Annotated in this window: 7 protein-coding genes; 3 read left to right on the plus strand and 4 right to left on the minus strand. The window is 44.4% G+C overall.

The genetic code is table 11. From position 1 onward, the window contains the following. The first annotated feature begins 71 nt into the window (after positions 1–71). Positions 72–1,322 (plus strand): DUF1015 domain-containing protein, encoded by a 1,251-nt coding sequence (locus tag DWW52_RS18690; RefSeq protein WP_118717227.1) that lies wholly within the window; start codon positions 72–74, stop codon positions 1,320–1,322. A gap of 35 nt (positions 1,323–1,357) precedes the next feature. Here the strand turns inward: DWW52_RS18690 and DWW52_RS18695 are convergent, their stop codons facing one another. From DWW52_RS18695 to DWW52_RS18710, 4 genes are all read right to left on the minus strand, one after another. Continuing rightward, entirely contained in the window at positions 1,358–2,698 is a 1,341-nt protein-coding gene (locus tag DWW52_RS18695) for an ABC transporter permease (RefSeq protein ID WP_118717229.1), read from the minus strand. 124 nt (positions 2,699–2,822) lie between these two features. Next, positions 2,823–3,743, minus strand: coding sequence for an ABC transporter ATP-binding protein (locus DWW52_RS18700; RefSeq protein ID WP_118717231.1), 921 nt, complete (start codon positions 3,741–3,743; stop codon positions 2,823–2,825). 45 nt (positions 3,744–3,788) lie between these two features. After that, positions 3,789–4,103, minus strand: a complete 315-nt coding sequence (locus tag DWW52_RS18705; protein WP_118717233.1) for a biotin/lipoyl-containing protein — start codon at positions 4,101–4,103, stop codon at positions 3,789–3,791. 17 nt (positions 4,104–4,120) lie between these two features. Next, positions 4,121–5,665 carry an acyl-CoA carboxylase subunit beta gene (locus DWW52_RS18710; RefSeq protein WP_118717235.1) on the minus strand — a complete coding sequence of 515 codons (1,545 nt, stop codon included), beginning with the start codon at positions 5,663–5,665 and terminating at the stop codon, positions 4,121–4,123. A gap of 420 nt (positions 5,666–6,085) precedes the next feature. Here DWW52_RS18710 and DWW52_RS18715 point away from each other — a divergent pair, with 420 nt between their 5' ends. Further along, positions 6,086–10,753 (plus strand): translocation/assembly module TamB domain-containing protein, encoded by a 4,668-nt coding sequence (locus tag DWW52_RS18715; protein ID WP_158582667.1) that lies wholly within the window; start codon positions 6,086–6,088, stop codon positions 10,751–10,753. After that, entirely contained in the window at positions 10,734–13,061 is a 2,328-nt protein-coding gene (locus DWW52_RS18720) for a BamA/TamA family outer membrane protein (protein WP_118717239.1), read from the plus strand. The genes DWW52_RS18715 and DWW52_RS18720 overlap by 20 nt, the downstream gene beginning before the upstream one ends. Positions 13,062–13,331: the final 270 nt, after the last annotated feature.

The raw sequence follows: 13,331 nt of genomic DNA on the forward strand, positions 1-13,331 counted from the left end.
ATTTTAGATTTTAAATTGGGGATATCCTAATCTAAAATCTAAAATCTAAAATCTAAAATCTAAAATTATATATGGCAATAGTAAAACCATTTAAAGGATTACGTCCCCCAACCCAAGAGGTTTGCGAAGAGTTGGCGTGTCTGCCTTATGATGTGATGAACTCCGAGGAAGCTGCTCAAATGGCAGCCGGAAAACCTTGTTCGTTATTACATGTTACCAGAGCTGAAATTGACTGTCCTGCAGGAACTGATATTCACTCCGAGACGGTTTATAACAAGAGCGTGGAGAATTTCAACATGTTTCAGGATAAAGGTTGGTTAGTTCAGGATAAGGAAGCTAAATTCTATATTTACGCCCAGACTATGGACGGTAGAACTCAATATGGTATCGTGGGTTGTGCTGCTTGTGAGGACTACATGAACGGTATTATCAAGAAACACGAGTTGACTCGTCCGGACAAGGAAGAGGATCGTATGATCTTGACCCGTTACGTGAAAGCTAACTTGGAACCTGTATTCTTTGCTTATAAAGCTGTACCGGAAATTGATGCTATCGTTGAAGATATCGTGAAGAACCGGAAAGCTGATTACGATTTCGTTGCTGAAGACGGATTCGGACATCATTTCTGGGCTATCAACTGCCCGGATACAAACAAACGTCTGGAAGAATTGTTCGCGACGAAAGTTCCTTTCACGTATGTTGCCGACGGACATCACAGAACGGCTGCTGCCGCTCGTATCGGTGCCGAGTTCAAATCAAAGAACCCGAATCATAACGGAACCGAGGAATATAACTTCTTCATGGCTGTTCACTTCCCGGATCATCAATTGAAGATCATTGATTATAATCGTGTTGTAAAAGACTTGAACGGTTTAACCGAGGCTCAATTGTTGGCTAAATTAGGCGAACACTTCACGGTTGAAGATATGGGTACGGAAATTTATCATCCGGCTAAATTACATGAATTCAGCATGTATTTAGGTGGAAGATGGTATAAACTAACCGCTAAAGCCGGAAGTTACGATGATAATGACCCGATCGGGGTATTGGACGTAACAATCCTTTCTAACCATGTATTGGCTGATATTTTGGACATTCAGGATTTGCGTACTTCCAAACGGATTGATTTCGTTGGCGGTATCCGCGGATTGGGTGAGCTGAAACGTCGTGTTGACAATGGCGAGATGAAAGTTGCTTTCGCTTTGTATCCTGTTTCTATGGAGCAATTGATTAACATTGCCGATACCGGTAATATCATGCCTCCGAAGACAACTTGGTTCGAACCGAAGCTTCGTTCAGGAATGGTGATCCATAAGATCTAAATATAAAAAAGCGACTCGAAAAGAGTCGCTTTTTTTTATGCTTTATATTTAAGCCATTTGTAAAGTTCTTTCCAGGTAACTTTTTTGCCATACATCAAGATGCCTACCCGATAGATCTTACCGGATAACCAGGTGAAGAAAAGGAATGATCCCACTAGTAAAGCCATGGATGTGATAATTTCCCACGCCGGGACGCCGAATGGTATGCGCACGAGCATCACTACTGGCGAGGTGAACGGGATAAGGGAACTCCAGAAAACCATGGGGGATTCGGGGCTTTTCATGGCGGCAATACCGATATATAAAGCGACAACCAGTATAATCGAAAGTGGGGTCATGAATTGCTGAGAATCGGTTTCGTTATCCACGGCAGCGCCGATAGCTGCGAATAGAGAGGCGTATAACAAATAACCTCCGATAAAATAAAACAGGAATGCAGCCACGAATTTCAGTATAAACATCGGTTCAATGGTTTTTACCAGGTTTTGGATAACGGCAAGTTGCTCGGTGTTAATTTCCGTGTTCTGGGCGAACATGCTTAAATCATTGGCATTCTTCAGGGCTTCTAGGTCAAGATTAGGCATGAAAAGGGCTTGTGAGATCAAGATGATGATTCCCCCCAAGACAATCCATATCAAGAATTGTACAAGACCAACGGCCGCCACCCCGATAATTTTTCCCAGTAGAAATTGAAAAGGTTTAACCGAAGAGACAAGTACTTCAATAATACGGTTGGTCTTTTCTTCAATAACCCCTTTCATCACTTGCGAGGCATACATGAAGATAAAGAAATAGATGATCAATCCAGCTACGAGGCCGATGATAGAAGTAATTTCGGATGAACTTTCTTTGGTGTCACCGTTGTCCGTGACAAGTAAGGTTCTTACCATCACGGGTGTTTTAGTCGCATCCAATTCCTTTTCAAGATCGGGAACCTGACTTTTAGCGATAACCTCGGTCCGTTTGACATTCTCTATTTTTTGCCGTAGTTGGGAGGCGATCTCGTTTTTTAGTTCCATGGGAACCTGAGAGGTCGAGAATACCGGAATTTCGGCATGGGTCATCACGTTATCGGGAATTCGGGTGATGGCATAGTAGTTATTTTTTTTCAGGAATTCGGCATAATCGGATTCCGGTACGTTTTGATCAAGGTAATTGAAACTCGTGTTGTTGATTTGTTGGAACGGGGTTTCCAATGTCGACTCGTTAATGACGGCAATCGTCCGTTGCTGGCTGTCGTCCCGTAGCAACATCCACATGAGGAAAGCGTAGAAAAGGGCGAACAGGATCGGGACGAAGATCGTTACGACAAGAAAGGTTTTCTTGCGAACTCTGGTGGAAAATTCCCGGTTTATGATGATTAATATCTTGTTCATAATAATTGAAAGTTGAAAATTGAAAATTGAAAATGAAATCTTTGGAGGATTTGCATGACGATTTTCAGTTTGGGATTATGATATTGTTGAGTATTTAATTTAAAATCTAAAATTTAAAATTATTTCATGCTTGTTCTTTTACAAGTTTGATAAAAATGTCATTCATACTGGGAATGATCTTTTGATAAGAGATGATGTCCGCTTGGGGCAGGACTCTTGACAGAAGGGTGTTTGCCGGGCAATACGTGTTTTGTTGCAGGATAATATCTTGACGGTCACCTTCGACACGTTGGGATACTATCTCGAATTCTGATCCAACGGTTTGCTCGGGGGAAAATTCCGGGTTGTAACGGCAACTGAGTTGATAAGTGTTGCTCGCGTATTTCTCGCGAATCTGGTTGATCGGTCCCTCGATGATCTTTTGTGATTTGTTGATCAGGGCAATGTGGCTACAGATTTCTTCCACTGAACCCATGTTGTGGGTGGAAAAGATGATGGTAGTCCCTTTTTTGCGGAGTTCGAGAATTTCTTTTTTTAGTAATTCGACATTGATCGGGTCGAAACCGCTGAAAGGTTCGTCGAAAATCAACATTTCGGGTTCATGAAGTACGGTCGTGATGAATTGTACTTTCTGGGCCATACCTTTCGATAGTTCTTCTACTTTTTTATCCCACCAGGCCTCGATACCAAATTTTTCAAACCACATTTTGAGACGGATAATTGCCTCGTTTTTGCTGATACCTTTCAGGCGGGCGAGGTAAACGGCTTGTTCGCCGACTTTCATTTTCTTGTAAAGTCCCCGTTCTTCCGGCAGGTAACCGATCCGGTCAACATCGGAAGGCTTCAGGTGTTCGTTCCGAAAGAATATTTCGCCCGAGTCAGGAGCGGTAATTTGGTTGATAATACGGATTAAGGAGGTTTTGCCGGCTCCATTCGGGCCGAGTAGCCCGTAGATAGCCCCCTCCGGGATATTGATTGACACGTCATCCAACGCCTTGTGATTGGCGTAGGTTTTGACGATATTCAAAGCTTTGAAGAAACTCATAATTGAATATTTGTCAAAGGCTGCCTGTTAAGGCAGCCTTTGAAGTTATTTTATTTCAAACATTAAAGCGTCTTTGGGGAGTTTATCTCCTTTGTTGACATGGATTTTAGTTACGGTACCGCTTATGGGAGCCAGAATTTTATTGTGCATTTTCATGGCTTCCAGGAGGCATAACAGATCTCCGGCTTTAACTTCTTGGCCTTCTTGCACGTATAGATCTAGGATAGATCCCGGTATGTACGTGATAACGGCACCCGGATCGGGTTTTTCCCATTGTTTACGGTTGATGAATTTTTCCGTGAACTGGGTTTTATACTTCAATCCGTCGATTTCTAATAAATCATATTTTGGTGTACTCATCGTGGTATAATTTTAGATTAAAATGGAGGAATTCCATGTTTCTTGGCCGGGGTTAATACCGACTTGTTGCTGGATACCTCGATGGAGTGTTTCAGTATCTTCCGGGTCTCTTCGGGTTCGATAACTGAGTCGATATAGCCTTTAGAGGCGGCTACATAAGGATTGGCGAATTTCTCACGATATTCGGCAACCTTAATCTTACGCATTTCATCCGGGTTCTCGGCAGCCATGATCTCTTTCTTGAAGATGATGTTAGCAGCTCCTTCCGGTCCCATAACTGCGATTTCGGCCGTCGGCCATGCGAACATGAAGTCAGCTTTCAAGTGACGGGAGTTCATGGCAATATAACCTCCACCGTACGCTTTTCTAAGAATAACGGTGATCTTGGGCACGGTAGCCTCGCTATAAGCGTAAAGAACTTTTGCCCCGTGGCGGATAACGCCCATGTGCTCTTGTTCAACACCCGGCAAGTAACCCGGCATATCCTCGAAGGTCACGATTGGAATGTTGAATGCATCGCAGAAACGGATGAAACGTCCGGCTTTGTCGGATGAGTCGCAGTCCAAAACTCCGGCAAGAACCGAGGGTTGATTTGCCACGAATCCGATAGTTTCTCCGTCAATACGTCCGAATCCGACAACGATATTCTTGGCGAATTCTTGTTGTACTTCCAGGAAGTCCGAATCATCGGCAACAGCCCGGATAATATCGCGAACGTCATAAGGTTGAGTCGGGTCGGAAGGAATGATCTTTTCGATCTTGTACTCCGGTTTAGGCGGTTTGGAGGGGAACGGTTTAGCTTTTGCCTCGTTGCTCCACGGGATAAATGTCAGCAACTTTTTGATTTGCTCGAAACATTCATTTTCAGAGTGAGCGAAGAAGTGAGCGTTACCGCTGATCTCGCTGTGTACTCTGGCACCTCCGAGTTCTTCCATGGTTACCACTTCACCCAGTACGGTTTTCACAACCTCGGGTCCGGTAATAAACATTTTGGAAATGTTGTCAACTACGAAAACGAAGTCAGTCAAAGCAGGAGAGTACACGGCACCTCCGGCGCAAGGACCGAGAATTACCGATAATTGAGGGATAACCCCAGAAGCCTGAGTATTACGGAAGAAAATTTCTCCGTATCCGGCCAAAGAGTCAACGCCTTCTTGTATACGGGCACCACCCGAATCGTTGATACCGATCAAGGGTACGCGCATCTTTAAGGCGTGGTCCATAATTTTCGTGATTTTGCGAGCGTGCATCAAACCAAGAGAACCACCGGCCACGGTGAAGTCTTGTGCGTAAATACATACGGGTTCTCCATAGATTGTTCCGGTACCGATAATGACACCGTCACCATGGAGGACTTTTTTATCCATGTCAAAATCTTTTGACTGATGCTCAACGAACATGTCGTACTCATGGAAAGAATCTTTGTCAAGAATTGCTTCAATACGCTCCCGGGCTGTCAATTTTCCCATTGCAGCTTGCTTTTTAATCGCTTCCTCGCCACCTCCTTGAAGAACAATTTCTTTTCTCTTTCTTAAATCAAGAACATTTCTTTTAAGTGACATAAGTATTATTTTTTATTTGTAAATGATAGGGCCTATTTCAAGATAGGACCCTACCTACCAAGATGCAAGATTACGAAAAAAAAATGAAGAAAAAAACACTCCCACGTGGGTGTAATGGTAATGTATTGTGAAATAGTTTGTTATATTTTATTGTTTTTGTATGTTTAAAAGCATGCGAATCGAAACACTCCTATGGCTTTGTTCGTTAAATTAACAGTTCCGAATATGAGTTAGGAAGAGACAGGGGAAGGTGTGGGTGAGGTAAAAGCGTTGTCCCCGATAGTCGGATTTGGAGAAATAATTGTAGTTTTGCAGTCAGATATAATCTTTGATAAAGAGAAAAAGATGAGATTTTTGCGTAAGCTTTTTATATATATATTGAGAACTATCCTGACAATTTTTTCTTTGATAGTTCTTGTGATGATTCTTTTGTATATTCCTGCTGTTCAGGATTTCGTGAAGGATAAGGCCGAGCAGTACGTGGAACGGAACATGAATATGAGGTTGTCCGTGGGACGAATTTTGTTGAAATTCCCGCTTGATCTTGCTGTCGAGAAAATTTATTTCGGACAGACAGAGCGGGATACCATGTTATATGCTGATGCGATTCAGGTGAATGTGGCATTGTCAAAACTTTTATATAAAGAGATAGAAGTCCGGCGTTTGATCGTGGAGAACGCGGCGATTCATTTCGGGGACTCGCTTTCCGGGTTAGATATGAATGTCGCGGTAAAGGAGTTGAATCTTCGGGTCGATCGGTTAAATCTGGCACGTCAGGAGGCGGAGATCCCCTACGTGTCACTACGGGGTGGAAGCGTGCGGATGAAATTGGGAACGAGCGAATCAGCGGATACAACCGGGAGCGGGGATCCTGCCCGTTGGCGGTTTAAGGTCGGGGAGATCACGTTGGATAGTATTGATTATCGTTTGCAGGGCTTGCCTATGGGTGAATTTTATGCCGGAGTGGGTGAGGCGCTATTGAAAGGAACCGATGTTCAGTTGGAAGAACAGACGGTTGATTTGGAAAGCGTGAAATTGCTCCGGGGGTTTTGTGATTTACTCATGACCGAGCAACAAGCTGACGAGGGGAAAATTGAAGAATCTGACGGGGAAACTAAACCTTGGAGAGTCCGGGTGGGGAGTGTCGAGCTGGCAGATAGTCGGTTTTTAATGAAACCGGAAAATGTTCCTGTTCAAGCGGAACAATTCCCGGAGGTTATCCGGATTTCAGCACTTTCGTTAAAAGTGGATAGCGTGTTCAACCGGGGAACCGAGGTGGCCGCGATTATCCAGAATTTGGCGTTTAAGGAGGGGAATGGCCTGGATTTGCGTGATTTATCCTGTCGGGTGAATTTGGAAAACGAACAGGTAAACGTGGCGAATCTGGTTTTAAAGACAAAATACAGTCAGTTGAAAATGAATGTCCGGGCCGAGGATGGTATTAGTGGTTTTGGCATGGATACGCCATTCCGGTTATCCTTGGATGGAAATATTGCCGGGAAAGACGTGTTGTTGTTTATGCCCGATTCGAACGCTTCATTGGATAATTGGTTGACGGATAAATTATTTACATTATCAGGTTCCGTCAATGGGAAGGTTAACCAGTTGAATATAGCTCGTTTTGACGTGGGGGCTGATGGTGGTTTTTCATTGAAGAGTGGGGGAAATATTTCTTTCGTGACGGATATGGAACGCGTGGCCGGGAAATTGAATGTCTCGCTTGTTATTGACGAGGGAAAGTATTTCGCACCGTTATTATCGGGAGAGGAAGAAACTGGATTCGTGATTCCGGACAATCTTTCATTGACAGCGGGAATTGATGTCGCGGATCAAGCGGCAAAGGTGGATTTGGAAATGAAACCGGGACAAGGGAATTTACGGGTATTCGCGGGTTACGGGTGGAAAAACGATACTTATCGGGCAGAGGTGTATTTACGGGATTTCGCTTTGGATAAGTTCATGCCGAAGGATTCGTTAGGAGCTGTAACTGCTAGTGTGTTGGCTTCGGGAAGAGGTCTTGATTGGGAAAAAGCCATCGCGAAATTAGATATGAAATTGGATTCTCTTTTATACAGGGGATATGATTATAAAAACATCGCTTTGGACGCCTCCTTGAAAGAGAAAATTTTACAGGGCGAATTATTGAGTGATAATCCGGAATTGGATTTGGGAATGAAATTCCGCTTGTGGTCGGACGAGAAAGGTTACAAAGCCAATCTGGACGGGGACATCAGAAACGTGGATCTGAAAGGGCTGCATTTTATGCCGGAAGACCTGGCTTTTTCTTTAGGACTGAATATTAACGCCGAGCTGAATGCGGATAGTACTTCTTCTTTGAAGGCCGGATTCTCGGATATTGTATTGCGTGATCTGGCTACCCGTAAATTGGGAAATCTGAATATCGGATTTGCCAGTTTTAGTGACAGAACCCGGTTGGATGTTGATGCGGGGGATTTAGGATTAAAATTTCAAGGTGTCGGAGGCGGGTATGCCTTGGTTGACCGCTTTAGTGCCGCGAGTGCATTGTTGACCGAACAGATCGGGATGCACGAGTTTAACATGGAAAAATTGAATGAACTGTTTCCGGATTTCCAATTATCCATAGAGGCAGGGCAAGAGAATTTATTGAATGCCTATCTGAAGAGTAACGGTATCCGGTTCAAGCGTCTGGATATAGGCATGGGATCGGGAAACACGGATCATTTCGAGTTGAAGTCCATGATATACGGGTTGGATATCGAAGGTATTATTATTGATAGTTTATCAATAAATGCCACGCAAAAAGGGGTTGCCTTACGTTACGGGATGGATGTCTGGGGAGCTAAGGATCAGTTGGAAGGATTGGCACAGTTGACCGTGGAGGGAAGTGTAGAGTATGATCAGGTCAACGTGCGGGTGCGGGAACATGAAACCCAAGAAGGGGAAATATTTAATATCGGGGCGAATATCGCTATTCAGGATAGTTCATTCAGAGTGAGTATTTCTCCCGATCCGCTTATTCTGGGATACAAGTCGTGGCAGGTAAATAGGGGTAATTTCGTCCTGTTGAAACAGGGCGAAATCCCGGCGGCTAATTTGTCATTACTGAACGGTGACAGGCGGATTCGTCTGGTTTCGGAAGAGGGAGCCAATCATGAACCGGAATCTTTAATCGTGGATATCAAAGGCATTGACCTGGGGGGAATCTCGAAAGCCCTTTCCTTTATCCCGGATATGTCCGGGATATTGGGGATCGACATACAGATGTATAGTAAGAATAACGTGATTGATGTTGACGGGAAAATTGGGGTGGACGAATTTTATTACGGGAAAGAACGCGTGGGTGATCTGGGATTGGGTATCAAGTATAAGTTATCTCAACAAACAGAGCATGACGTGGATTTTACCTTATCTGTTGACGGGGAGCGGGCTATGTTGACAAAAGGGAAATTAATGACGGGAACGGAGGATGAAAATATTGCTTTGGATATTGATATCCCGAATTTACCGTTACGTGTGGCCAATGCCTTTACACCTCCCGGAATCGTGAAATTAGGGGGAAATCTGAATGGAGGTTTTCAGGTGAAGGGACAGGTCGACAAGCCTTTGCTAAATGGTAATCTTCGTTTCCGGGATGGGACGGTGGAGGCCTTACCGGTCGGGACAACATTCAAGATAGATTCCTCTGCGATGATAATCAATAATAACCTGTTAAATTTTAATCATTTCGGATTGATAGCCCCGAACAAACAGCGGTTGGAGCTATTGGGGACCGTGAATTTTGAATCTTTTTCGGCCATTGCTATGGACGCTTCTATCTCCGCCCGGAATTTTCAGGCCATGAAGGTGAACGAGAATTCGGAAACCATGGTTTACGGGAAATTATTCGTTGACTTGTCGGCAACGATCAAGGGAATGTTAGAGGATTTGAAGATTCGGGGAAATATAAACCTGTTGGATAATAGTGAGGTCTTTTACACGTTAAAATCTTCTCCGTTGACGCTGACAGATCGGAGTGTTGATCTGGTACGTTTCGTTTCATTCAGTGACACCACTCAAGTTCTCGCGGACGATGAATTGCAACAGGTGAGTTCCGTGAGCATGGATTTGTTGATGACCGTGAATATAGCCCCGTTGGTAAGCCTGAATGTTCTCTTGTCGGAAAACGGGCAGAATCGAGTAGCTATCAACGGGGGAGGTGCTTTGACCTACACGTTGAATTCGGTAGGGGAAACTCGTCTCGTGGGGCGTTATGTCCTGACAAGCGGGATCGTTTCTTACGGTTTACCGGTAATCGGCCAGAAAGATTTTAAGATACAAGACGGTAGTTTCGTGGAATGGACCGGCGATCTGGCAAACCCCTCGCTGAATATAACGGCTGCCGAAACCATTTCGGCCAGCGTGTCGGATGATAGCCAGAAATCCCGTCTGGTGAACTTTAATGCCCAGATTAAAATCTCGAATACCTTGGAGAAATTGGATATTACCTTTGATCTTACGGCAGAAGGGGATATAACCATTCAGAATCAGTTGGCGGCAATGACCCCGGAAGAGCGTTCCAGGGAAGCCATGAACATGATGATTTACGGGACTTATTCGGGACCGGGAACCGTGGCGAAATCGAACGCTTCGGATAACGCGATCAATAATTTCGTGGAAAACGAGTTGAATCAATGGTCGAGAAAACATTTGAAAAACATGGACCTGACTTTTGGCATTAACACCTACAACCAGGTGTCGGAAGCGGGCGAATCGAAAAAGACGGATTATTCCTATCAATTCTCGAAACGGTTGTTTAATAATAAAGTGCGGGTAAAAGTCGGGGGACGGATTTCCACGGATAATGACCCGGCAGCCGGGGGCGTGGAGGAGAATTTGGTGGACGACATCGCTATCGAGTACGTGTTTGGAAAGAATCCGAATTTCTTCTTGAAGCTATTCCGTCACACGGGTTATGAAAGCGTGTTGGAAGGTGAAGTAACCCAAACCGGTATCGGTGTGGTACTGAGAAAGAACTTCCAGAAATTTATGGATATATTCCGACGTAAAAAGAAAGTACAAGTAGAACAAAAAACGCAACACATTGAACATGAAAATTCGGGGAAATAATATATACTTGTTTGTCATTTTAGGTCTACTTTTCCTGGCAACTTCCTGCTCGCAGACGAAAAAGTTGACCGAAGGAGAGGTATTATATACCGGGGTCAAGAAAATGAAAATAGAGACGGCTAAAGGCGTGAAGCTGGAAGGGCCGAAGAGTTCGGCTATTTCCGGGCCGTTATCTTTCCCGCCGAATAACCCGCTTTACGCTCCTTACATCCGATCCCCCTTCCCTGTCGGTTTGTGGGTATATAACTGGAATTTGAAAAAAGAGAAGGGACTGAAATATTGGATATACAAAAAGCTGGCGAAAAAGCCCGTGTTGATCTCCGACGTGCAGCCCGAATTGCGGTTGAAGGTGGTGGATAATGCCGCCAACGAATACGGCTATTTCGGGGTTCAATCCGGTTACGAGATTATCCCGAACAAACGCAATCCGAAGAAAGCAAAGATCAGTTATCACGTGTATATCCCGGAACCTTTCTTGTTAGGCAATGTCGAATTTTGGGGGTGGAAAGGGAGAATGGACAGTCTGATTCAGAAAACCCAACGAGGTTGCCTGCTGACTAAAGGTGCCGAGTATAACCTGTACACGATGGAGGATGAACGGGCTCGGATCACCAAGATATTGCGGAATAGCGGGTATTATTATTTTCAATCGGATTATATCGAGTTCTTGGTCGACACGACACGGGAAAAGCGGGTGGCTGACGTGCGTATCGCCTTGAAACACGGTATTCCTGCTGTTGCCTTGCAGCCTTACAAAGTCCGGGATGTGGAACTCGTGTTGGAAGAACCCGACCAGACGGAAACACAAGACTCCTTATCTTATAAAGGCATAAACGTGAAATACACGAAACCTTTGGACGTGAAACCGAAAGTGCTTGCCCGTTCGATGCATTTATTGCCGGGGGACACGTATGCTTTCTGGCGGCAGAACCGTACCCAGACGAGCTTGGCCCGGTTAGGGATATTCAAATATACCAATCTGAATGTTACCCGTGCGGATAGCGTGAAAAACGGTTCTTACGGCATGTTGGATTTTAGTATCAATGCCGTGTATGACCTTCCTATCGAGACCGAGATCGAAGTTGACGTTTCGTCGAAATCCAACAATCTTTTGGGACCGGGATTGTCTTTCAGTATAACCAACAAGAACTTGTTTGGGGGAGGAGAGAACCTCTCGTTCAAGCTGAATGGCGCTTACGAGTGGGAGGTAGGTAACAAACAGGCAAATTCAAATTCGGGGTTAATTAATTCTTATGAACTGGGCTTGAATGTCGGGTTGTCATTACCCCGGTTGCTGGTACCTAATTTCCTGAAGAGTAACAAAGACTTTGCCGAACGTACGCATTTCCAGATCGGGATGGATTTTCTGAACCGGCACACGTTTTTCCGTATGATCTCTTTTACTGGATCAACGAGTTATGATTTCCAGTCTTCCTGGCGGGTGTATCACACGATAACTCCTTTGAAGTTGAGCTATACTCACTTGTTGCGTACTTCCAAGGAATTTGATGAAACCATGGAGAATAACCCGGCGATAGCCATGAGTTTCAAAAATCAGTTTATCCCTTCAATGGCCTATACTTACACGTATGATCGGGCGGCGACAACCCGTAACCCGAATCGTTTTTATTGGCAAAATATGATCATGTCGTCGGGTAACATCCTTTCGGCGATACAGTATATTAGCGGTGATCATCAGGGACAGGGAAAAAAGATATTCGGTAATATCTACTCTCAATTTCTGAAATTGACTTCCGAGGTGATCGTTTATCGCAAAGTGACCGAAACCTCGATCCTGGCAACCCGTTTTATGGGTGGGATCGGCTACGCTTACGGTAATTCGAGAGTGATGCCGTATAGCGAGCAATTTTATATCGGTGGAGCCAACAGTATCCGGGCTTTCACGATCCGTTCTATCGGTCCCGGTAGCTATCACCAGAAGAGTGACAACAAGACGGCTTATCTGGACCAAACGGGAGACATCAAGTTGGAAGGGAATATCGAATTACGTTTTAAAATAGCTTATCGCTTGAATGGTGCTATTTTCCTGGATGCGGGAAACGTGTGGTTGTTAAGAAATGATTCCAAGCGTCCCGGGGGAGAATTTAAGCTTGCCGGATTGTTGAATGAGATCGCTTTAGGTACGGGATTCGGGTTGCGTTATGATATCGGTTTCATCGTTATCCGGGGTGATTTGGGAATCGCTTTGCATACACCTTACAAGAATCCGGATAAACGGGGATACTACAATATTTCCAAGTTTAAAGACGGGCTGGCTTTCCATCTGGCGATCGGGTATCCGTTCTAGGGGCTGGCTATTAACCGTTGAAATAGCCCGAATAATCTCGCGTTCGTCTGAAATTGCTTTAAGAATTGGATTCAGGTTGCCTTACGATATCGGTTTTATCGTTATCCGGGGCGACCTTTAGCTCGATAAGTCATTTCGTATAAATAGGGAGTTCTATCATGATTACGTTATCAGTACGTGGTGAATACCTGTTCACTACCGTCATGAAGCTTATATAAAGCTTATAGATACATTATATGAAGCTTATTTATTATAAGCTTCATATAATGT

The sequence above is a fragment of the Odoribacter sp. AF15-53 genome (genome assembly GCF_003479425.1).
Lineage (GTDB): Bacteria > Bacteroidota > Bacteroidia > Bacteroidales > Marinifilaceae > Butyricimonas.